18 protein-coding genes are annotated in these 24,935 nt (G+C 27.5%); 9 read left to right on the forward strand and 9 right to left on the reverse strand.

Annotated features, from left to right (window positions below; genetic code table 11):
- Positions 1-4 precede the first annotated feature (4 nt).
- Positions 5-1,537, forward strand: coding sequence for a hypothetical protein (locus tag J0H68_03920; protein ID MBN8827833.1), 1,533 nt, complete (start codon positions 5-7; stop codon positions 1,535-1,537).
- An 80-nt stretch (positions 1,538-1,617) separates the two neighbouring features.
- Here J0H68_03920 and J0H68_03925 read toward each other — a convergent pair whose 3' ends face one another.
- A complete protein-coding gene (locus J0H68_03925; protein ID MBN8827834.1) occupies positions 1,618-3,633 on the reverse strand; it encodes a hypothetical protein in 2,016 nt (671 codons plus the stop codon).
- A gap of 235 nt (positions 3,634-3,868) precedes the next feature.
- On the opposite strand from J0H68_03925, the gene nuoF reads away from it, so the two are divergent.
- The 3 genes from nuoF (at position 3,869) to J0H68_03940 (ending at position 6,879) form a co-directional block, all read left to right on the forward strand.
- Positions 3,869-5,143: an NADH-quinone oxidoreductase subunit NuoF gene (nuoF, locus tag J0H68_03930; protein ID MBN8827835.1), complete on the forward strand. Its 1,275-nt coding sequence runs from the start codon at positions 3,869-3,871 to the stop codon at positions 5,141-5,143.
- A gap of 125 nt (positions 5,144-5,268) precedes the next feature.
- Positions 5,269-5,688, forward strand: a complete 420-nt coding sequence (locus J0H68_03935; GenBank protein ID MBN8827836.1) for a hypothetical protein — start codon at positions 5,269-5,271, stop codon at positions 5,686-5,688.
- Positions 5,689-5,925: 237 nt separating this feature from the next.
- The gene (locus tag J0H68_03940; protein ID MBN8827837.1) at positions 5,926-6,879 is read left to right on the forward strand and encodes a hypothetical protein; all 954 of its coding nucleotides are present in this window, start codon (positions 5,926-5,928) and stop codon (positions 6,877-6,879) included.
- A 601-nt stretch (positions 6,880-7,480) separates the two neighbouring features.
- Here the strand turns inward: J0H68_03940 and J0H68_03945 are convergent.
- The 3 genes from J0H68_03945 to J0H68_03955 are packed head-to-tail and all read right to left on the reverse strand — an operon-like array spanning position 7,481 to position 10,233.
- Complete coding sequence (locus tag J0H68_03945; protein ID MBN8827838.1) at positions 7,481-8,875, reverse strand: hypothetical protein; 1,395 nt, start codon at positions 8,873-8,875, stop codon at positions 7,481-7,483.
- Positions 8,876-8,935: 60 nt separating this feature from the next.
- Positions 8,936-9,616, reverse strand: a complete 681-nt coding sequence (locus tag J0H68_03950) for a 1-acyl-sn-glycerol-3-phosphate acyltransferase (protein ID MBN8827839.1) — start codon at positions 9,614-9,616, stop codon at positions 8,936-8,938.
- Positions 9,613-10,233 carry a YdcF family protein gene (locus tag J0H68_03955; protein MBN8827840.1) on the reverse strand — a complete coding sequence of 207 codons (621 nt, stop codon included), beginning with the start codon at positions 10,231-10,233 and terminating at the stop codon, positions 9,613-9,615. Before J0H68_03955 ends, J0H68_03950 begins: the two co-directional genes overlap by 4 nt.
- 32 nt (positions 10,234-10,265) lie before the next feature.
- Between J0H68_03955 and J0H68_03960 the strand changes: the two genes are divergently transcribed.
- The gene (locus tag J0H68_03960) at positions 10,266-12,908 is read left to right on the forward strand and encodes a PD-(D/E)XK nuclease family protein (protein ID MBN8827841.1); all 2,643 of its coding nucleotides are present in this window, start codon (positions 10,266-10,268) and stop codon (positions 12,906-12,908) included.
- A 123-nt stretch (positions 12,909-13,031) separates the two neighbouring features.
- Positions 13,032-13,868, forward strand: coding sequence for a hypothetical protein (locus tag J0H68_03965; GenBank protein MBN8827842.1), 837 nt, complete (start codon positions 13,032-13,034; stop codon positions 13,866-13,868).
- Between the two features lie 4 nt (positions 13,869-13,872).
- On the opposite strand, the gene J0H68_03970 is transcribed toward J0H68_03965, so the two are convergent.
- Complete coding sequence (locus J0H68_03970; GenBank protein MBN8827843.1) at positions 13,873-14,778, reverse strand: HlyC/CorC family transporter; 906 nt, start codon at positions 14,776-14,778, stop codon at positions 13,873-13,875.
- A gap of 312 nt (positions 14,779-15,090) precedes the next feature.
- Between J0H68_03970 and J0H68_03975 the strand changes: the two genes are divergently transcribed.
- Positions 15,091-15,705, forward strand: a complete 615-nt coding sequence (locus J0H68_03975; GenBank protein ID MBN8827844.1) for a hypothetical protein — start codon at positions 15,091-15,093, stop codon at positions 15,703-15,705.
- A gap of 31 nt (positions 15,706-15,736) precedes the next feature.
- Here the strand turns inward: J0H68_03975 and J0H68_03980 are convergent, their stop codons facing one another.
- Together J0H68_03980 and J0H68_03985 are read right to left on the reverse strand one after the other, a co-directional pair.
- Positions 15,737-16,210, reverse strand: a complete 474-nt coding sequence (locus J0H68_03980; protein MBN8827845.1) for a DUF4385 domain-containing protein — start codon at positions 16,208-16,210, stop codon at positions 15,737-15,739.
- A 9-nt stretch (positions 16,211-16,219) separates the two neighbouring features.
- A complete protein-coding gene (locus tag J0H68_03985; GenBank protein ID MBN8827846.1) occupies positions 16,220-16,429 on the reverse strand; it encodes a DUF2945 domain-containing protein in 210 nt (69 codons plus the stop codon).
- Positions 16,430-16,668: 239 nt separating this feature from the next.
- Between J0H68_03985 and J0H68_03990 the strand changes: the two genes are divergently transcribed.
- Positions 16,669-19,029, forward strand: a complete 2,361-nt coding sequence (locus J0H68_03990) for a hypothetical protein (protein ID MBN8827847.1) — start codon at positions 16,669-16,671, stop codon at positions 19,027-19,029.
- 131 nt (positions 19,030-19,160) lie between these two features.
- Positions 19,161-21,593 (forward strand): hypothetical protein, encoded by a 2,433-nt coding sequence (locus tag J0H68_03995; protein MBN8827848.1) that lies wholly within the window; start codon positions 19,161-19,163, stop codon positions 21,591-21,593.
- 7 nt (positions 21,594-21,600) lie between these two features.
- On the opposite strand, the gene J0H68_04000 is transcribed toward J0H68_03995, so the two are convergent.
- A complete protein-coding gene (locus J0H68_04000) occupies positions 21,601-22,311 on the reverse strand; it encodes a hypothetical protein (protein MBN8827849.1) in 711 nt (236 codons plus the stop codon).
- Positions 22,312-22,461: 150 nt separating this feature from the next.
- A complete protein-coding gene (locus J0H68_04005) occupies positions 22,462-24,849 on the reverse strand; it encodes an AAA family ATPase (protein MBN8827850.1) in 2,388 nt (795 codons plus the stop codon).
- Positions 24,850-24,935 lie beyond the last annotated feature (86 nt).

Here is a 24,935-nt window from a genome sequence, read left to right on the forward strand (position 1 = left end):
TTAAATGTCAAAATCTAACAAGCCTGAATTTAGTAAAAATTATTTTAAATTTAAAATATCTGACCTCATCCCATCCAACACTAAAAATAATAAAAAAACTATTGACCAAGCGAAAAGTTTACAAACTACTTTAAGTTTAGATAATCAATTAAACAATGAAAGGGCTTTTCCAAACATAGTAACACCGTCAACGAGTCATTCAACTCAAATACTAAATTGGGAAGAAGTAGAATTAAATTTATTTAGTAGAATATTATCTTCTATTAAATTTAATTCATTAGAAGAAAAGGCTGTTGAATTGCTTGGTGAATCGATGATAAACTCAAAAGATAATAATTCAAATAAATCAAAAAAGAAAAAATCTTATAACACTTATGATATGAGAAATTCTATTTATAAAGACATTGATAATTACATGTCACAGGATTTGAGCGATGATCAAATAAGCACTCTTAAAGAACTTTTATTTAAAATTCACAAGAATACAAATAATCAAAAAGCCATAAATCCACATTTAAAAACCTTACTTGCTTACTGCCTTAATCCTTCTAATAATAAAAAAGTTTTGGATTTTTTTAATAAATTAGATTTTAGCACTAAACTCAAATTAATTTTTGAAAAAATTAAAGATAATGGCAATTTATTTTCAAACTTAATTAAAGATAATTTTAAGTTATTTGAAGAATTAATGCAGCCTATTTTTGAAGTTGCATCAACAAATTATGAATACGCATGTATCCTCTCTAAATATTTAGCTAACTTAGAAAAATATACTTTGCCTATAAAAGAATTAAAATATACAGCTATTTCAATTTTACAATTTATAGCTGATAAAAAAAGTGGGTTAGAATTTTATAGTTTAATATTTAAATATTCAGACTCAAATTTCTCTAAAAACCACATTTTAGAAGGTTTTAAAAGTTATTTATTAGGTTCCCCATTAAGTCTTAGAGGAGGTCCAAAAAATAAGAAAGATAATGATTCATTAATAGAATTAATTATTAGAAATTCTGATCAAGAATATAGTAAAAAATTATTAAACCTCTTCCCAAATTATTTTTGGTCAGATGAAAACTGGCTTAACGCTCTTAATAAAATTTGTGAGAAGCTTGACGCGGCAATGAAAAAAGTTATTACAGATATTAGCAATTCTAAACAACAATCTTTAGCTCAAGAAACGCAAGAAAAAAGTAACCTTTCTGCTAATCCAATGGAAATTGAAGACACTTTAAGTCAAACCTCGAATGGCGATAATTCTCCTGTTCAATCAATTAATTTAACAAAAAGAAGATTACACTCTCCATTTTTATCTTTAATATTTGATAAAAATACAAGGCAAATAAAAAATAATTCAGGCACAGTAGTTGGCAATTCTGAAGATACCCTACCTTCTAATCAACCTAAAAATTTACCACTTCAATTTACAGAATATAATAATCCTAATACTTCTAAAAGATTTAGAGAAAATTATGATCTTAATGAAGAACCTAAAAACAAAAAGCAAAAATTAATTAACAGCGAATTTATTAATAAATAATAAATAATAATTTATACATAACAGCAAGCTGGGAAAGTTCATAATATCTTAGCTTGTTGTTACATTACTTTTTCATTTATCTATCTTGTTTTACTATTATTACTTTGCTGAACTAATCCTTCGGTTTTAATTTCTTTAACATAATTATTATGTAATTCTTTTAATTCTTTATATTTAATTCCTATAGCCTCAGCGCATGTTGTTAAGTAATTTTTAAATGCTCTTTTCTCAAAAAAATCTAATTTATTATCTTTCAAATGCTTTTGAGTTAAAACTTGAATTCCTCTTATCGCTTCTTGTATTACAGCTGATTTAGCGACAAAAGGTCCTTTTTTAATTGTAATTTTATCTTCAAGTAAAACCTTAATATCTTTTATTTTGGGTTTAGCAGTCTGCTTTTCTGTATCAATTTTTTGACGTTTATTAATTTCTTTTGTCGAGGTTTTAACAGACGAATTACTATTAACAGTTATTCTTTGACCTTCAACTTTATTTTTTTCTGTTACCTCAGCAAAATTATTTACTTTAGACTTAGAAATAAGTTTAGTACTTCTTTTAGTAGTTTTCTCTATTTGTTCAAGATTTATTTCATACTTTTTTAAGAGATGTGAATATTCTTTTAAATGATTTTTTAGAAATCTAATTTCTTCGTAAGATAAAGGTATATTATTTTTTTTGTGTACTAAAATTAAAGTCATAGGGTCATATTTTATATCATCTTCTTTTCTTTCAAGAATTAATTCTTTGCTTTTAATATTTTCTTCTTTCCAGGATTTACTATTTTTAACCTTTATTTTTCTAGTTATATCTTTTTCCTGCTGTTTAATTTCTATGCTAATTACTTTTCTTTTATTATTAAGCGCCCATTCTAAAGGATTCATCCCTTCTATTAAAATATCATTATTTGCAGCAAATATTATAGGGTCTCTATACGTTGAATTATAAAACTCTTTAATCCAACCACCTTTTTTAAATTCTGGTTTTACATTACTAAACTTACTAATAACTTCTATATCTTTAGTAATTTGCTCGATACTTTTTAAGCTAGTTATTAGAAGTTGTTCATATACATTTACTAAATAACCTAAATCTTTAACAATGATTTTCTGAGACTGAAATTGCGATCGTTCGATCTTAGATTTATTTGATTTAGTAGGTTCACTTACTATAAATTTTGATTCAAACCTAAAATTAGCATCTAGGTTTTTAAAGTCAAATCCTGCTTTCTGAAGCTCACTTATTTTTTTATTAAGTATAAGACTAATTTTCTCATTATCAATTTGCTTGAGCATTTGTTTTAATGCAATTAAATATTTCTCTACATCAAAAGACAGATTACCTACTTCTATTGCATCCAAATATTTCTTGCTAGTAAAACTATTGTAAATAGTAGTTATGAATGCATCAAAATCCTTATGAAACACCATTAGACTTCTACCATGATCAATTTTAGTAACTACATATATTTCTTGCCCTTCTTCATTATGGTCAGTTTGTACCAATAAGTTACCTGCATGATAATCACCATCTCCCAATATATGACAAGCTGCCGCAGCTTTTTCAAATCCAGTTAACAATCTTAATTTAGGATTTTTAGGGTTAATATGCGTACCTGTAGTACCACTAAAAATACTAAGCTCGGTTACGTTATTTAAAAATTTTGAACGAAGATATAGTAAAAAATTATTGTTTTTATTTGGTAAGACTAAAGCAATTTTAGGTACACGATTATTAAGTAATAATTCATATAATGAACCTGTAATAAACTCGTTAACTCCATCTCTTCGATTTATATAATCTTCGCTACTAAGACAGTTCTCATCGCTTTTTATAAAAGCTTTTATCATGAAAGTATTATTTGTATCTTCTTCTTTTGCAATATATCCTAAGGATTTTCCTGCCTCTTTTTTACCACTTTCTAAGAACTCAAATTGTGAAGCAATATTTTTATTTTTTATCATTGAAGAAAGTGAAGAGTCTAAACTATCACTATTGACTCTTTTTCTATCATTTAATTCTTTCTTCTCTTTCTCGATTTGCTCTTGTTGGCTTCTACGAACAAATTCCTCAAGCTTTCCTTCATTTTCTTTTGACATAATAAACAAACATTAAAATATTAACTATTCTTTAATTTAATCATGAATTTAAATTATTTACAAGCTGTACTGACCTTGTGAAGTGATAATCATCTGAATTTTAAAGAAAATTTATTTTTGCTTTTTTTATAATCAAAATTTTCTTTTTTGACTATTAATTAATTTAACCTATTGTTAATTTAGGTATTTTATTGTATTAATAGCTAATTAGATCAGAATTTTGGATATAAATCATATGCTTAAAGATGAAGACAGAATTTTTAAAAACTTATATGGTCAAGATGACTGGACTTTAGAAGGTGCTAAAAAAAGAGGCATTTGGAGTAATACAAAAGAATTACTCGCTAAAGGACAAGATAATATCATTGAAGAAGTTAAAAAATCTGGACTTCGTGGGCGTGGTGGCGCAGGGTTTTCAACAGGTATGAAATGGTCATTCATGCCAAAATCTCATGCTAAGCCTTCATATTTAGTTGTAAATGCTGATGAAAGTGAACCTGGTACATGTAAAGATCGTGAAATTATTCGCTTTGATCCACACATGCTTTTAGAAGGTTGCTTAATTGGTAGCTTTGCAATTCGTGCACATGCTTGTTACATTTATATTCGCGGAGAATATTATAATGAAGCTAAACACCTTCAACATGCAATTGATGAAGCTTATAAAGCAGGGTTAATTGGTAAAAACGCGTGTGGTTCTGGTTGGGATTTAGATATTTACTTACATCGCGGCGCTGGTGCTTATATTTGCGGTGAAGAAACAGCTCTACTTGAAAGTCTAGAAGGTAATAAAGGTCAACCAAGGCTTAAACCTCCCTTCCCAGCTGGAGTCGGTTTATATGGTTGCCCAACTACAATTAATAACGTGGAATCGATTGCTGTAGTTCCAACAATTTTACGTCGCGGCGCTGATTGGTTTGCTGGCATCGGTAGACCAAATAATACCGGAACAAAAATTTTCTGCATTTCAGGACATGTAAACAAGCCATGTAATGTTGAAGAAGAAATGGGAATTCCATTAAAAGAATTAATTGAAAAACATGCAGGTGGCGTTCGTGGTGGCTGGGATAATTTACTTGCAATAATTCCAGGTGGCTCCTCTGTTCCACTTTTACCAAAATCAATTTGCGATGAAGTCCTCATGGATTTCGATAGTTTAAGAGCAGTGCAAAGCGGCCTTGGAACTGCTGCTGTAATCGTTATGGATAAATCAACTGATATTATCTACGCTATCGCAAGATTAAGTAAATTTTATATGCATGAATCATGTGGCCAATGTACGCCATGCCGTGAAGGAACTGGATGGATGTGGCGCGTCATGATGCGTATGGTAGAAGGTAATGCAACTATTGATGAAATTGATCATTTACTGGATGTAAGTAAACAAATCGAAGGTCATACAATTTGTGCACTTGGGGATGCTGCAGCATGGCCAGTTCAAGGTTTAATTAGGCATTTCAAACAGGAAATGATTAACAGAATTGAATCATACAGAAAGAAAGTCGCTTAGTCTTTTTATATATATTCAAAAATTTCCCATCCATATACATTTAATGTATTTCAAATTAATTATTGATTCATTACTTTAGTCCATGCTAAATTATGATAAATTAATAATGCAATGGAAATAATATTATGAGAGTTATAAGATATGATGTTGGAGCATTAACTGGAGCTCTTTTAACATTACTTGGCGCAAACTACCTTGGTGATAAATTAACTGACGCTTTTAACCTTGATAAAAATACCGGAAAAATACCTGCTATAATTGGCTCTACTATAGTTGGAGCATTTGGCGGCGTAATTACGAGCTTCTTTATTAATACATTCTTCAGCGCTTGTGTTTTCGCTGTAAAACACTTTACCTTACCTATATTAGGAGCAACTCTCGCAATTCTTGAAGATGGCAAACCTCATTTAAGAAGAACATCAGAAGAATCAGCCGTGCGTATTGCCGCTGGATTCTTAGGTGGTGTAATATTAAATGTTGCAGCTCGTGCTTGCTTTAGAGCAATATTTGGTTCTAATCCTCCTAAAACTGACCTTAGCAAATAAATTTACTTATAAAAAAATAATAAAAATATAAAATTTTTATAAGTAAGCATTTGAAAGATTTGCATTTATTTAAGCAAAACCTTGCTTATTAATTTATATGTTTTATGTTCAATAATAAATTTTAATCTTCTGACCGTTTTAAATTTTTACAAAGTAATGAATCATCCTCTTTAGTTGTACATTGCCCAAAAGGTCAAAAAGGCCCTTTAACTCGCCCCCTTAACGCCATTAGATCTAATGGCAGGTTGTGGAGATAAATTTGAAGATTGGAGATTAAGAGGATGGGAAAGGTGTAATCATGAAACACTTTACCCTACTAACGATGAAAAATTTTGGGGAGCAAATTTTTTTAAATTTGAAGGTAATAATTATCAAGGAAGTGATCAGCCATATATAGTTTATGAATCTCCATATAAAACTGAGCATTTTTATAACATGATAGTTAAAACTAATATGAGAGTTTTAGTAAATGTATCAACTAAGAATGACAATATTGCTTATAGAAAAGATTATCCACTTAACCTTCATTTTCTTAATTTAAACCAAACGTTAAACCTTGAACAAAATGTTTCTGTAACTTGTTTTAAAGAAGAAAATCACAACTTAAAAAATGATGAAAAGGTTTTAATTAAATATTTACGCATAAATAATGAAACTCAATCTTACGAATGTCGTCAATTAATTTATCAACATTGGGAAGACGGAGAAAAGTATAAAACTCTTGAAGATAGGTTTAAAGTTAACCAAAATACTATTGAAAGTTTATTGGAGCTTGTTGAACTTACTGATAATAACTTAAAAGAACTTTCTCCTAATTCTTCATATTCACAAGGATTAGCGGTAACTGGTAAGTATGGTTTTGGTAGATCTCCTGCCTTTATCGTGATGTTTGAAATCTATAAACAAATTAAAAGTGAAATATCTAAACAAAAGAATATTCCAATTAATGACATAAAAAGTATTTTTGATTATTCAGACGTAATTACAATTTTAGATTTAGACGCCAATTCATTTTTAGCTGCTATGTCTGAAAAAGTAATGACAGGGGCTGGTGAAATTCACTTACAAGAAGTTATTGGTTTATTTAATGCTATAAAACAAAAAGCAAAGAATATAACTAAACCTCATGATCCAGATTCATTAAGAAATAAATTCGAAGAATCAGAAAAAAGTTTTGCTATTCATAAATAGATTTAAAAGCGGTCTAATCATTAGGCCACTTTTCTATTTTTTACACTTTACATCTGCTTTTAAAAAACAAGTAAACACTGAACTAAAGTAAAATTATAAACAAGCTTTAAGCCAATAGAATTCCATAGGCAAAACTCATGGGTTTATGCCTATGGACAAATCAAAAGAAATAATTAATATAATCAGATATTTTAAACTAACGTCCCTGAAAGTTTTAAATAACTGATTTTTAAATCCAATTTATACTTAAAATACTTAAATTTTATCTGTATTATATTTACTTAATTCAAATTTAAATCTTTTGGCCAAACAAAACTTTAATTGGCGCTGATTTGTGAAAATCAACAGGAGAAACCTTTTCAATTTTAAGTATAATTGGATTAAAGCTAAGCTTGGCCAAAGCCATTTTATTTAAGTTAAGTAAAAAGTATTACTTAAAAACTTAAGTAATAAACAATATAACATATGGAAAAATTTCTGGTAAGTGGGTGCTTAGAATTTTCTTCACCTATAAAATCAATAGGTTAGGATTTTTTATTTTTTACGAACGAAAAAGGAGAGAAATTTATTTTTAAAACTTACCCCCTTTTTCATTATAAATTTACTTTGAATATTCTATTTCTTTACAAACACCTTTTACAGATTCATTGAATTCATTAAATTTCTTTCTAAAATTCCCTTTTTCTTCCCAATCTTGGACACTTTGATCATATTTAATAGTTTCTCGAGTACTATTTTTAAGGCTCTTTCTGAAATTATTAGCTTTATATATATTAAATTCTTCTTCTGATGTAAGTTTCTCACCTGTATTTTTTTTCTCATAATAAGGCTTAAGAGCTGATACAATCGCATTAACTTCTTGAGTTTGATCAGTATTTAACCATTTCTGAATAAGATAATTGGCACTTTCATCCAAATTTTTCTTTTGCTTTTGTAAATTAGCAGTAGCTTTTTCTAATTTTTCTCTCTCAAATTCTTGTAATTTATTAGTAACTTCCTCTAATTTTCTTCCTTGCTCTATGAAGTTAAATTTAATTTTATCAAGTTCTTGTTGAAGCTGCTGGTTAATAATAGGATTTCTATCTGCTTCTTGATGTTCTCTACCTTCTTTTAAACTTTTAAAATAATCTGTAAAAAGCTTATTATAAGTATATTTAAATACATTTATTTTCTTCTGAAATTCTTCTTCACTATTTTTAAATTTAGAAAAAAGAATATTTGTGGCAATGCCCGCTATTCCTAAGCTAAAGGTTTTAGCATATTCTTTTTTAAAGAAATTAGTGGTAAGATCGGCAAAATTATTTTTAGATAATTTATTATAAATAATTGCACCAATACACACGCTAAGCAATGTTAGCGCGATCATTTTAAAAGCAATCATATAATTTTTATTGTTCGAAGCATCCTTTGTAGCTTCATTAATAATATTTTGTAAATGAGGGTCATTTTGTAGCAAATTTGTGATTGCTGTAATTTCTTCATCAGCCTCTAATTCTCTTCCAAATATTTCATCTTTATTTATACCAGAATTATTAATAAACTGTATAATAGAGCTTGCGAGTACCTTTCTAAAACTTTCTTCATCATTTTTAAAAGCTTCAGAAGCAAACGCACTAGAAAATGTGTCGAGAGCAATTTTTATTTCGTCTGAGTTAAAATCAAAGCGTAAGTTTAGAAATTTTAAATAATTGCTAACTTTAGGAAATTTAGTTTTAATTTTTATATTATTTTTGCGTGCTTCAAATAAAAAGGTATTAAGTTTATTATTTAAATAATTTGAATTACCCGGGGTAAATACAGCAAAATTATTTTCAAGATAATTAGTAGTTTTTTTAGAATATTTTTCAAAGATAAGACTTAGCTTATTTAATATTATAACTTCTGTATTTGAATTAACATCAAAGTCATCTTGAGGATTATTAAGCGCTTGTTCAAGTGATTTAAAAAACTCATCAACATCTCTTTTAAACTCTATACTTACATTCATTAAATCCATACTAACCTCCATTAAATAAGTTAACAGAAGGATAATACAGTTTTAATCAATTAACAAGACTTAAAGGTTTATTTTTTCATTTAATAGTAGTTCAAACTCTTCTCTTGATAAACCTTCAGGTAAGGGGTCATGAAATTTAACCGTAATAGTTCCAGGGAATTTTAAAAAGCTATTTTTACCCCAGAATTTACCAGAATTAAGAGCAACTGGTACAACTTTTGCTCCAGTCTCTTTATATAACACATAGGTTCCAACTTGAATTTTTCCTTTCTCACCATGTTTAATGCGTGTTCCTTCTGGAAAAATTACAATTTGCCTATTATTAATTAAAGCTTCTTTGCTTTCCTTAATCAATTTTTTAAGAGCACTGACCCCTGCCTTACGGTCAATAAATATCATTTTCATGCCGATAAAATACCATCCAAAAACAGGTATTCTTACTAATTCCCTTTTGAGTACATAAGCAGGTTTATGGGCAAGAAGAAAGAACATTATTGTTTCCCATGCTGATTCATGTTTGCAGGCATAAATCACATTTTCTCTTATAGCATTTTCTTTATTAATAATTTTATGCTTAATTCCGCAAATAACTCTTAAACCTATTTCAATTACTTTTGCCCAAATAATTCCTACCATCATTGCTGAGCGAACATTAATGAGCAATGGCGAAAGAAGAGCGGCGATGAAAAATGTCCAGGTAATATAAAATATATTAAAAATTAAAGAACGTATGTAAATCATAATAAGTCCAAAATGCCTATAAAACTAAAAAGTACTGTAAAAATAAATTTATTATATTCAGTAAAAATAAGCTCAAATGTACCTGGAAAATCCCACCATTTATCTATCTTAAAATTACTTGCATTGATAGCATACATATACATTTTCTTATCAACTATTTTATTAAATAAAAACTTACTTCTAACAGCGTGATAATCAGATGTGACTAGTATATAGCTTTTTAAGTTATGATATTCAAGCCAAATGTCAGCTTCAACTGCATTAAGCCTTGTGCTTGTTGCCATTTCACTTAAAGTAATTTTATCTTTAGAATTATTAATAGTTTTACGCGCTTTAGTTGTGACTTGTTTTTCCAAACTCTTAAAATCTACAGCCTTACCAACTCCTGAAATAAGCATTCTTTTTGCTTCTTTCTCTTCAAAAAGTTTAATACCTTCCTCAATTCTTCCCTTACCTCCAGTAATTATAATTACTGCATCGACTTTTTTAGGTATATGCATATGTTCTGTGCGATTTTTGACTTGGCCAACAAACCATAGGAAACCTAAAATCCAGGAGATTAATAAGATTTGACTAAAATAAACAAAAACTTTAGTTTTAAAACTGATAATTTTCATGCATTAGCTTACGCTTAGTTTTAATAGAATATATGTCATTATTTTTTATCACGCCACAAAATAATTTTATACCTTCAGTAATTGAAGGGTGCAAAACTCGTTTGAAGATAGAAAATAATGATTTCAAACATATTATAATTCTTGTGCCAAGCCGAAGAATAGCAAGGTTTTTTGAAGAAGAATTTTTAAAACAAAGTGATAAATATAAATTACCAAAAATATTACCGATTTTGGATGCATTTGGCTTATATGATAGATTAGTTAGCGAGCACAAACTACCTGACAGAGCAGAACAACAATTAATTTTTGCAGAAAAATATTCTAAGCATTTTAACGTTAACTTTCGTGAAGGATTTGAGTTATACGACCTTTATGATAAATTACTTAATGACTGTTTTATTAGCAATGTAACTGTAGAAGAACTTAATAAAATTGAAGCAAGTGAGCTTGCACTTCATGCTCAAAATTCAAAAAACATTTTAGAATTTATCCTTAAAATATGGAGAGAAGACCTAAAGGGAAGAAATAAATATAATTACCCTGACTTCATTGAGTTACAAATAGAAGAACTTAAGAAACGTTTAGAGAATTCTAAACACCCTATTATCTTTGCAGGATTCTCAATAGAATATAAACCCCTTGAACCTATTTTAAAATACGCAGCTCTTTCAAAAAAGCATATGTTAATTCTTCCCTTTGACGAAGAAGAAGTAAATAATTGGGAGGATAATTTAAAACCTTTCGCACCTTTTTATAATATTTATAATTTTATTTCAGAAAATAAGTTAAGTATTGAAAATTTTATTATAACAAAAAAGATTAATAGACCACATATTTCGTATACCGAACTTGCAAATGTGAGAGAAGAAGCAAATTTTATCGTTCAGGAAGTCATTAAAAACAAGGATAAAAAAATTGCTATAATTTGTGGTGATAAATTGCTTCAAACATATTTAGTAACTAAGCTTAAAATAAAAGGCTTAAACCCTGATGTAACCGAGGGCATTCCATTTACTCAGCACGATTATTTTTTATATTTACTTAATTTTGCCACAATAATTTCTAATGAATTTGATATTATAAATTTACTTTCCATTTTAAAATCAGGCTTTACTACTTTAGACTTTGAAGATTATTTAAGTGAGGTATATCTATTTGAAAGCGAAGTTTTAAGAGGCAATTTTAGAATTAACTCATTTGAAGATTTACTTTATTCTGCACATGAAGTTGGAAAAGAATCCCATGTTAAATTTGCAACTCTATTAAATGAATTATTTTCTCCTCTTAAAAATATTAGTAAAAATAGTAATTTTAGAAATATTATTGATTTACACCTCGAACTTATAAGTAAATTTGAAAATATTGATATTATAAGTGAAGATATAAAAGAAATAAAAGACACGATAACTAACATTGTTAATATATTCGATAACTATCACTTCAGAGTAAATCCAAAAGATTATGTAAATATTTTCTATAATCTATTTGTCGATAAAAAACTTTATAATAGCGAAGCTAATAAAAACATTAGAATTATGTCTATTAATGAAGCTAAATTAGTTTCTGCAGATATGGTTATTTTATCTTCTTGTAACGAGGAAAATTGGATACCAGATATTAATTCTAGGCTTGTGAATTCCCATATTAGGAAAATTTTAGGTTTAAGCTTGAATGATCATGAAATTACAAAAGTTGCAACTCTCTTTTACCAGCTTATAAATTCTCCAACAGTCCTTTTAACTAGAAGTCTTCAAAATAGTGAAGGTATAACAACAAGATTAAGATGGATTCATTTAATTAGCCTTAAACATGATATAAATTTAATTAATTACAATAAAGAACAAATAAAAGATGTAGTAGAATTAAGTACTCCTGAAGATTTTAATCCACCAATTGCATCTCGCCCTAAGAAGCTTTCTGTTACAAAATTAGAAATGTATATTAAAGACCCTTACACTGTTTATGCAGAAAATATTCTTAAACTTAAACCACTAGGTAAATTAATAAAAGAAACTACTCGTCAGGACTTCGGCATATATGTTCATGCAATGGTTGAATATTTAGTCAAAAACTTCAGTAAAATAGCTGGAAAAGAGCATTTTTTAAAACTAGTAAATTCATTTGGCAAACGAATGTTGGATGAAGTCTCTCTTTCGATTTACGAACCTAAAATTAATAAAAACTTTTCTTGGATTTATGATTATTTTTACGAAGCAATTAATTCAAGTAGAAGTGTTTCAAGTGAAATTACAGGGCAAATTACTCTTAATGATTTTATTATAACAGCACGCGCTGATATAATTATTGTTAAAAATGATCAAGTAATTGTTATTGATTTTAAAACTGGTGCTTTACCAAGTGAAAAATCTATTAAAGAATTTCAAGTGTTACAGCTTGCTGTAATATCTTTAATTGTAAAAAAGGGTATTATCGGTTCGCTTAAATTAAATTCTAAAAATGATAAAATTGAATGTAAATATCTTAAGTTTAATCAAACTAGTGAAGATATGGACGAAAAAAGTTTTGAGATAACTGAAGAATTATTTGAAAAATTAGAAGATACGTTAAAAGACATAATAAACAAATTTTTATATGAGCCTTTTAGCGTTAATGGTAAATATTATAAAGATTATCCAAATTCTCCATACATACATTTAAGTAGAAGTAAAATTTAGTAAAAATAAAAGCATTAAATAATAGCATCTTATAAAAAATTAACAATATAAGCATTTTTATTATTTGTTCGTTAATAAATTCTATGAGATAATTATAATTAGTTAATTTTTTAATGTATTTATATGTCAAAAGTAAAAAAATTATTTATAAAACATTCACTTAATGATGGTGTAATGTTATTAGCTTATCCTAATTTTGCCAGGGAAGAAGATAGAAAGGTTTTCATAGCAGAATTAAGGGATTTATACGATAAAGTAAATTCAACCTCCGGGCCTGGCGTTTCTAGTGCTTATCAAGGTGATTTAGAAGTAATTAGAAATTCCTTATTAAATTACAGAGATGAAAACTTAACAGCTTTAGTTTTATCACTTGAAACCAATTATCATTTAAAAGCAGAGCTTTTTAAAAATCAACCACTGATATTTAGGGAAACCCTTTCAAAGAGCTCTCTTATCATAAATCATAATAACAATAATGATTTACATACCATTCAATTAAGTAAAACAGAAAATAAAACTTTAAAATCATTATCTAAAAAAAATGCAAGTAAGCCTAAAGAAAATTCATATGAAAAGTTAAAGGCTAATATAATTGAAAAAAGTAAAAAATTATATCAAATAAGAAAAAATTTTAAAAATGACGAGGCTTTCTTTTCTGTAATAAAAGAAATTGGAGTAGAAGGTGCAATCAACATATTTTCTAATAAACTAATGCTTAATTATTATACCCCTGATCAATTGGTCAAGATATGTAACAATGCTGAATCAGTCATTGAACTTAAGTTACTCGCTATGAATTTGGAAAGCTTATCGACTGCATGTAAAAATTTCTATGAACAAATGTTAGACAAATTTCCACCAGAAATATTGGAATTAATTATGAAAGAAGCATTAGGTAATGCAATTCATGAATTAAACCCTACACTTAACAGAGAAAATATTAATCAATCTCAGCGATAATAATTTAAGCTGGTAAAATAATACGTGCAGTTTTTACATTTCTTGGATCTGCATCTAAAATTTCAAATTTTATACCTAATGGATGATTTATAATTTCACCTTTAGAAGGAACATGTCCTGCGAGCACAAATATTAAACCTGCCAAAGTTTCACAATCCTCTTCGTCACCGTCAAAAATATTTCTATCTAAAACTTCTTCGAGTTTTTCAATTGAAATACGGGCACTTGCTTCAAAAACTTTTTCAGATACTTTAACTATTTCTGGCTTTTTAATATCATGGTCTTCTTCGATATTACCAACAATTTGTTCAAGTAAATCATCAATAGTTATAAGTCCGTCAATTCCACCATATTCATCAAGTACGAGAGCCATGTGAACACGCGCACTACGCATTTTTACAAGTAGATCAATTATATTCATAGTAGGTACTACAAATATTATTTCTCTAATAATCTTTTTTAAATTGAAATTACTTTCATCTGTGAGAAATAGGGTTAAAAGATCTTTTATATGAACAAAACCAATAACATTATCTAAATCTTTTTCAAAAATTGGCATTCTTGAATGATTATGTTTAATAAAAGATTTAATAATGTCATCTTTATTGCTATCTACACTAAGCGCAACGATATCAGAACGAGGTATCATAACATCACTTGCAGTAAGAGCTCCAAATTCAAGTATATTATGTAATAATACTCTACCCTCAATACCCGATAGTTTATTAGTAGCATCATGGTCTTTGATTATTTCTATGATTTTATCTTCAAAATTTTCATCTTCATCGTCTTCCTGTGTTTCTAAGCCAAATAATTTTGCCCAAAAACCTGTAGAAGAAGGTTTTTTATTTTTTGAATGGTTTTTGATTGTTTCTATATCTAATGAGGTATCACTCGATCGGTCGGTCATATGAGTTTAATTAAACACTCCTAAAAGTTAGGTATATAAATACCCATAGTTTTAAATTATACCATAATATATCTCCATTTGGCTAGAGATTTTTGAAAGACAAGAAATCTACTATGTATTTCTAGTTTATTATAATAATGTCTATACATAATTACAGGCTTAAATTGTAATAATTTCCATATTAGTTAAGTACATTAATTTTATTCGTGATTTAATTTTTATTGACGATAAAGATAAACAGATCAATACTTTAATAGAGTATTTTTAATACTCTATTAAAGTATTTTTTAATTATATTAAGGAGAGTGAATTATGCTTAGAAAATCTCTAGATAAATCTACCCCTGAATTTATTAATAAACCTCTTCCAAATGTTAAATTAGAGGCTGTAAAAATTGGCAATTCAATTGAAGCTATAACCATTAATTTAAATGAATTAAGAGATAAAATCCTTTTTATTCAACCTGGAATAACTCCTCCAAATGAAGTAAACACCTTGTCGGAAGCTTATTTAAAACATTCAATTCTTGCAGGTTGTACCGGTGAAGCAATCGGCGCTTCAAAATATATATGTAAATATAATGAAGAAAATTCACGCCTTAGAAGTTCTTCTGCAGATGAATATGTTTATATCCTAAATGGAAATGCTAATGATAAAAATTTAAGAGCAGCTACCGCAAAACAAGCGGAATTGCGCAATGTAATTTTTATTAGTGATCCAGAGTTAGTGTTACAAAAATACCTTGGAGAGAAATTTAAAATTTCTTTTGAAGATAAAGATCGTTATGCACGTTTTTCATTAAAAATTAATGAAAAAGGTAATATAGAATCTGCAAACTTCTTTGACCCGGAAGCACAAAAAACTAAAGCTGAAGTGGTTGAAAACACATTAAATGAGTTTTATAGTAAAGGTCATAGCATAGTATAACTTTATTTATACTAAGGGGTAGAAATTTAATCTATCCCCATTTTTCTCTCCACTCATTTTTCTTTTCTTTATACATTAAATTATTTTCAGCTTCTTGCCATTTTTCATAAAAATAAAGTGAGCTTTGCATTTTCTCAGGGTCACCGGTATTACGCTCAAACATTTCCCCTGAACTATCCCTATATTTTTTACCACCCTTATAATTGTAATAACGTCTGCTGCGAGTAAATCCCATTTGAAGAAATTTCCGCGCCATATCTGCACCTATAAAATCATCATTTTTTAAATATTCTTCAAATAAAGAATATATTTTTTCAGAACTTTCTTTAGCCGTTTCAGGTTTTGCAAAGCGCCAATAAGGTAAAATTTCACTTTTATAAGGTTCACAGATTAAAACCCCCTGCTCTCCTTTAGCAACTCTGTATGCTTCAGGGTTCTGACGATAGTTTATTTCTGCCTTAAATATATATTTTTTTCTGTCAAAATTATCATATGGACGAGGCATAATTTACCTCTAACTAAGTTCACTATGAAGCTTAACTATTTGCGAGCCGTTTTCTTGCTCAATTAAATAAGCCGGGTTATCTTTTGATCCATTTCTAGTAATTTGATGCCCTTTAAGGCTTTTTTTAATACTATCCGTATAAATTTCTTTTATTTTACCTTCAGCAGTACCTTTTCCCCATTTCCAGGAAACTTTAGAACCTTTTCTATATTTTGACATTTAATCCTCCTAGTAAAAGGTTAACAATGTAAAATCTAATTATTTATCAAGAACTTCTAATACTTTAGTTGTTTAAAGTATTATTTTGCTTAGAAGATTTGTGGTTAAATTAATCATAACACTATTTAGCATTGAATCAAATAAAACCTTTGTAAACTTATTAACATTACTCTTGACATTTGCACTGTATTAACTTAATTTTAAATAAAATTTAATAATTAATAATGCGAACATTTATTATGTCAAAAAAGAAAAGTATTAAACAATTTCTTGCTGATAAACAAAGTGCTATAGCAAGTGATGCAAGTTTAAATTTTACAAAGGTAAATAATTTATTTAATAGCGATACGGAATATAAGCTTATACTATTAAATAAATCTGAGGATTATTTAAAACATTTAATTAAGGCTAAACTTACAAAAGCTGAAGAACTTTATTTTCACATTTTGGTATTTGGTGATTTGATTCATACTCTTAATATTCAAAATGAAAAAGAGGTTACTGCTATAAATAATTTAGAAAACATTATAAAAAAATCTTTTGAAGAAACGTACGCTAAAACCACCTTTGAAATTTTACACCCAATTTATTTAAGTAACGTTTTACAATATAAATTTAAATTAGTTACTCATCCTTCTTCTAATAAAGAAAAAGAAATTTTAGGAAATTTTGATGATTTTGAGAAAATTTATAGAAGCTTTGTAAATAAAAAATATACAGTAACTATATTTATAGAGTATTGGCGTATAATTTCAAATCTCAGAATTTTAAAACTAAAAAATGCAAAATATAATTTTCAAGACTCAAACAAATATTTAATTACTATAAATAATATTTTAGCTGAACTTCCCAATAGGCCTACTGCACTTGATAATTTTAATAGTAAACCTCTAGATGAATTAGTAAAAAAGGAAATTTTATTATTAATTCCTATGTTTAGACTTTTCGCAAATATAATTTCTTTAGATATTTCTGATAAAAGTAATAGCAATAAAATTAAAGATCTTTATGAGGAAGCTATAAAGTTTGAAGATAAATCTTTAAATCAGTTTACCAATGATAATGTTAAACATGAAGGAATATTATTAATTTTAGAGATTAAAGCAATTTATTATATTACTACATATAATAAAAAAGCTTTCAGTTTAATTTTAGAATATTTAAAAAATAACAAGTATCTAAACGCAAGTTATAATCATTTTAAATATCAATTTGATTTGTTTTTTGAAGGGGTTAATGTTACGCCTTCTAATAAAAAATCAAATTTAACTGAAGAACAAGGTATAAAACTATTATTTCAAAACAAATTATTATATAATGTTATTTCGATTCATCAAAAAGGTTTAAAAAATACGAATTATAATGAATGTGATAAATATATTGAGCTTTTAGAGAAGGAAAAAAATAAAAATATCTTTCTTGATAAAACTAACATGATTGATTTATCGCAAGCAGAACTTCTTTTACATAAAATACACCTTATAGCGCGTGATTCTTCTTTTAATAAAATAATAAAAAATCAAGTTATTCAAATATTATGTCAAATCAGAGGAATACTAAAGACGTGTGATTTACAAATAAAATTGAATGAGACTCTAGGAGCTAAAATAAGGCTTTCTTTAATAACGAATTATAATATGGGATTATTAAACCCGGAGCTTATTAATTATACTGAAACTGAAAAATTAATTGAGCAAGCAAGGGAAATTTATGATTCTTTATCTTTAGAAGCAATTATTTTAATTGAAGAACAAGCTTATAAATTGTTTTTACTTTTAAATAAACCTGAGCGAGTTTTAGAGTCTTTAAAGTATTTACATAAATTTACTAAACATCCTGTATACGCCTACAAACTGGGAGCAATGTATGATTTCATAGGTAATCACCCTATTAAAAGTACATGGTATTTTAGGATAGCGGCTAAAGACCCTTTTTATAGACAAAAAGTAAAAGAATTTTTTGGAATAAGTACTTCTACTCAAATTGAAAATAACAGTAAAGCAAAAGAAGGAAGCACTCAACTTGAACCAAATGAAGCTCTAAATAATATGCCTTCGTTTACAACTGTTAAGGTAGAAGAAATTATTGAAGAGGAAAAAGATGTTCCCACTCAAAAAAAAGCTTTTATTGGAAAAAGTAACGAACAACGTAGTAAAGAAAAAAACGCGAGAGCAAAAGCCATATATGAAAAATGGAAAGATAGCGCTTTAAAAAAGTTAAGTTTATTTAGTGGTAAAGAAACTAAAATTAAATGGACATTAAAAAATGGGAAAGAAGTTTTTTCCACTGATGAAAATGTAATTAAAATTGAAGAACAAAATCCCCATCGTTTATTTTACGTTTATATAGATGACAAAAAAGTAGATTCATCTTTTAGAGATGTTTTACTTAAAAACCTTAGAATAACTAGAGAAACCATACAATCAGGATTAAAATTATTAACTTTAAATAACGAATTATGGGCTGAAATTAAAGAAACTACTGAAGATAAAAGGGCGTGTGGTAGGGTAGTTAAAGGAATAAACGTGGAAACAGGTAAAAAATCAAGTAATCTTGCTTATATTAATAAGGTAAGAACTCACGGTAATTTTAAAAGTTGACCATTAGATATTTGTCTTACTAATAAATATGTTAAGTAAATCTTTAGTAAAATATTTAATATATTATTTGACATTTAACAATTTATTAATATAATATTAATTAAAATTTAATAATTATAGAGTTAAATGTTATGAAAAAAAGAACAACAGCCCAAAAGTCTCAAGCATTTTCAAATATTACAGATTATAATAAAGTTAATAAATATTTTGAAGGTTATGTTAAAATCAGTGCTTTATTAAAAGACGAGAATTTTTTAACTGCTTTAGAAAAAATTAGTCAAAACCGTAATGACGAAGAAAAAAACAAATATGCACAAGATAAATTAAATGAAACAGTAAATGATTTAAGAGAAAAACTAAAATATACAGATGGTGAGATAATATATTTCTTAATAACATTAGCAGGACATTTAGCCAATAACCATGAAAATAATTTTGCAACGAAAGTTATAAAATTAGAAGTCCTATATTCATATATGGACAACTTTTTCAAAAAATCAGATAATTCCAGTGTTTATTCACTTTGTTATAAGATTTATTTAAATAATAAAAGTAATTATTATTATAACCAAGTCATAGGAAAGGGAAACGAGGAAAAATCTTTAAATTATTTTGAAAGTGCTGAAAGTAGCTTTCTTGAACTTAAAAGAAAGTTTAAACCTACTATTAATACATTATATTTTCGCATAAAGACAATCCTACATATTATTGATGAATTATCTTCTACAAAAAGGTCTAAAGAAAAGTATTATAATAATTTAGAAGTAATATTTAAAGAATTAGAAGAGTTAAAAACAGAAACAAGTAAACAAAAACCTGACTTTAGTAATTTAATTGAATTTAGAGAGCAAGATTTACCATTACTTAAAGAAATATTAATTGCTTTACCTCTATATAAATTAGCAAATAAATTTTACGCTTTAAATTATGTAGCTAACCCAGCAGATGCTAAAAAATTAGAGGGATTGGTTAAAGAAGCTGAACAACTTAGTGATACTGTTTTAAAAAAAATAGCAGACCCTGAAATTTTTTATCAAGTTAATTTAATTATAGCTACTATTAAATTTTCTTATTATTTAAATACTAATGATAAGACAAGTTACGAAAAGCTTCTTGAATATTATAAAACTAATAAAGAAATTTCAAATATTAGTAAAATATTCCAGAAAAAATTTGATATAGTTTTTAGTAATAAAAAGATAGATGGTGAACACCTACAACCTCTTTCTAATATTAGTGAAGAACAATATACAAAAATGATTGCAGAGAATGAGGTACTTAGTAAAGTTAAGCAAATATATACTGAATCTTTATCAAGTATAAACATTAGTAAATGCGATTCTTATATAAATGAATTGGAAAATTTAAAATCAAAAAACCATTTTATTCAAAAAACAAACTTAATCGAATTATATCAAGCACAAATTTTAACTGAATATGCTATAGTTTTAATTAATAATACAAATATAAATAAAGCTATTTCTTTCCTTTTAAAAGCAAATGAGATTTTAAATACGTGTGATTTTAAAATTTCTTCAAATATGCTTTATGCTAATAAAATTAGCATGCAATTAAAGATTACATATAATTTAAGTACTATAAAATTTCCAAATACAAATTTTGGAAATATTGAGGAATTAATTAGCCAAGCTAGAAAGCTTTATAATTCTTTAGAAAAAGACGAAATAATTGCAGTTGAAAATGAAGCCTTTAAATTATATACAGTTTTAAATCAGCCTAATAAAGCTATAGAAGCTTTAAATCATTTATATGACATCACAAAAAGTCCGGAATATGCATATCATCTTGCAATAACTTATGACTTAATTGGCAATACTGAAGCGAGTAAAAATTTCTATAAAATTGCTTCTAAGGATCCGGTTTACAAACACAAATTATACAAAATACTAGGTATTGATGAAGTTAATGAATTAGAATCTAATCAAACCGATGTATTAGTTACTAATAATACAAATGCTATTACCAAAACTGAAAATGACATTGTAGAAAAAACTGTTGCAGTAAATTTAGAAAGTGAAATTGAAAAACCTTTAACCGCTAACCAACCTGAGGTAATAAAAAAACCAAGTAAATTTGAAGGAAAAACTGCTAAACAAAAAGCAGATGAAAGACATGCAAAATTAGCTTTCCTTCTTGAAAAATATCAAACAAAGGTAAAAAAGGAACTTTCATCAGGAAAAGCTAATCATGGTGTAATAAAATGGACATTGGAAAATGGGAAAGAAATTTTATCTACTGATGATGAAGTAATGAAAATTGAAGAACAAAATCCACAACGTGTATTTTACGTATATATAGATGAAAAGAAAGTGGGCACTACTTTTAGGAAAACTTTAGAAAATTACCCTAGGGTTACCAGAGAAAAAGTTCAATCAGGCCTTAAAATCCAATCAGATAATAACGGATTACGAGCTAAAGTTAAAGATGCAAATATTGATGCAAGAGCTGAAGGTAAATCTTACAAGGGAATTGATCTTGCAACCGGTAAAAAAACTGGCACTCTATTTGTTATAAACCAAGTTACAAAGCATAGAAGTAAATAATTTTAATTTATAAATTAAAATTTCTATTAATGGAACTACCTTTATTTGATATTTGTTCTCGTCTAATTTCGGTAGTTTCATTAATATTATATACTTCCTCTTTTTCAATAGAAGAAGGCACAAATTCTAATAACCTTAATTGTCTAGTACTAAAAAATCTATTAATACTAAAGACTGTAACCCCGAACATTGCTATAAAACTCCCCTGCTTTATTAATTTAGGATAATTTTTTACACTATAATCTGTAATACGACTTTTTAATATTTGTAGGGCTTTTTTATTAAAAAGGGGAATTTGGAAATCATCATATGGAATAATATTCCCATTTGTTCTACTATCTTTTCTATATTCATGATAAATTTTTATTTTATCAATTTCACTAAAATTTATAAAAAATGAGGTATAGGGATTTTGATTTTTTATTCTTAAACTTTTTGCTTCTTCAAATAGTTTATTTTGCTCTAATAATTTTATCAAAATATTTAAATGCATTTGTACATTTGAAAAAATTTTTTCACACTCTTCCAGGCTAAACTCTGCATCCTCAAATTTCTTTTCCTCCAGTTTTTTGTGCCAAGTATTTTTATTAGAAATAAACATTTTATTTTCACTTAAAATAATACTATGGGAAGTCAAAAATTTTTCATACTCTGCTATATTAAAGAAGTATTTAAAGCGTTCGCTTTGTTCTATTGAATAAAAATAATTTTTTTTCATATAATAATTGGAAAGTTATAAAATAATTAATACAACTATAGGTAGTTATATATTATTAATTTTTATTATACAACTAATTAAATTAAATAATAAAAAAGAGCCTAAATTTCTCTAGGCTCTTTAAAATTATAAACTAATAGTTTGTAGCTTTTAACTTTCTACTAATTTGACTTTATTCATGTTGTTAATATCAATTTTCACTTTACCATCGACATAATCAACATACACTTCACCACCTTTATTTAAACGCCCAAAGAGGATTTCGTCTGCAAGGTTTTTCTTAATTGTCGAATCAATTACTCTTTCAAGCGGTCTTGCACCATTGGTTGGATCATAACCTTCTCTTGCAAGATAGGCAAGAGTTGCCGGAGAAAGAACTAAATGAACATCTTTTTGTAATAATTGTTGTTTAAGTATATCAACAAATTTGTTAACGATATTAGATAGAGTAAATGAGTTAAGTGGATCAAATGGAATTATTGCATCTAAACGATTCAAGAATTCAGGAGTAAACACTCTATTAATCGCAGCTTTAGAATCATTTTGTGTCACATCACGAGTAAAGCCAATTGGAGTTTTACTTACTTCAGATGCACCTACGTTTGATGTCATAATAATAATTGTATTACAGAAATTTATATGCTTACCATTATGATCAGTAAGTTTACCGTAATCCATTACCTGTAATAATAAGTTATAAATATCTGGATCAGCCTTTTCAATTTCATCGAATAACACTACAGAATAAGGAGTTTTATCTACAGAATCAGATAATAAACCACCTTGGTCAAACCCTACATAACCTGGAGGGGTACCAATAAGTTTAGAAACTGAATGTTTCTCCATATATTCTGACATATCGAAACGAATTAATTCCATATCAATAAAATGAGCAAGTTGTTTTGCAAGCTCTGTTTTACCAACCCCTGTTGGACCAGAGAATAAATAACAACCAATCGGTTTTTTGCTATGTCTTAAACCTGCACGTGACAATTTAATTGCAGAACATAAAGCTTCAATTGCTTTATCTTGACCATGAATTGTACGTTTAAGATTTTGTTCAAGAGACATAAGTTTTTGTGACTCATCACTTGAAAGCGATTGAGTTGGAACGTTAGCAATTTTAGATACAATTTTTTCAATATCAGAAACTGCGACAACTTTTTTCCTTCTTCCTGTATGTGTAAGCTTAACTTGTGCTGCTGCCTCATCAATTACATCAATAGCTTTATCTGGTAATTGTTTTTGATTAATAAATCTGTCAGCAAGGGTTACAGCAGCTTCAATTGTACCTGCTTCATAAGTAACTTTATGGAATTTTTCATAATATGTTTTAATTCCGTATAAAATCCTAATTGTTTCAGGAATTGAAGTAGCTTCAATAATAACTTTCTGGAATCTGCGAACAAGCGCATGATCTTTTTCAAAGTGATTACTATATTCTTTAAATGTTGTAGAACCAATACATCTGAATGCACCACGAGTTAAAGCGGGCTTTAAAAGATTACTTGCATCTAATGAACCACCCGATGTTGCACCTGCACCTATAATTGTATGAATTTCATCAATAAAAAGTATAGCTTCAGGAATTTTTTCAATTTCTCTAATTACTGATTTTATTCTTTCTTCAAAATCACCACGATATCTTGTACCTGCAAGTAATGAACCCATGTCTAATGAATAGATAACAGATTTTTGAAGTGGACCCGGAACTTGTTTTTTAACAATTTTTAAAGCAAGTCCTTCAACTAAAGCTGTTTTACCAACTCCAGGATCACCTATAAATAATGGATTATTCTTCCCTCTTCTTGAAAGAATTTCAATAGTTCTTTCAATTTCTTTTTCTCTACCGATTAAAACATCAATCTCACCACTTAAAGCCATTTTATTTAAATTAATACAATATAAATCTAATGGACTTACTGCACCTTTATTTTCTCTAATTGGTGGAGGTGTAACTGATTCAGGTTTAACTTCATGACTTTTGTTACTATTATTATTTGTATTATTAGAGTTATTATTATTTGGTAATTGTGGATTATTATTCCCATTATTTTCAAAATTATGGCCAAAATTAACATTGTAATTATTTGGAATAGAATCGTGTTTAGTAACTCCATGCATGATGAAATTTAACACGTCTAATTTAGTTAAATTATGATCTAACAAACAATTCACTGCGAATGCATCATGTTCAGAAAAAATTTCTGATAAAACAGTTGCACAATTAACTTCCTTTAAACCAGAAGTTTGCGCACTCATTGTTGCTTTATGAATAATTCTTTGTAAACCTTCTGATAAAATTACATGCGCTGGTGATTTAAGACCTGATGAATTTGGATGAAGATTGGCAAGAAATTGTTTTAATCTTGCAATAATACCTTCAGGCTTAACACCACATCCACGAAGTACGATAATCACTTCCGGATCTTCCATTAGAGCTAATAGTAAATGCTCAACGGTGGCACTAGTATGTTTAAATTCTCTTGCTATTTGGGTCGCACGATTGAGTATAATTTCTAGACCTCTTGAAATCATGATTTATAATCCTTGTTTCAAATGTGTTATAATTTTAATAATACTACCTAAGTTTATATTATGACAAGAGTTTTTTTCTATAAAAT

Source organism: Sphingobacteriia bacterium, from assembly GCA_017304685.1.
GTDB lineage: Bacteria > Pseudomonadota > Alphaproteobacteria > Rickettsiales > 33-17 > JAFKLR01.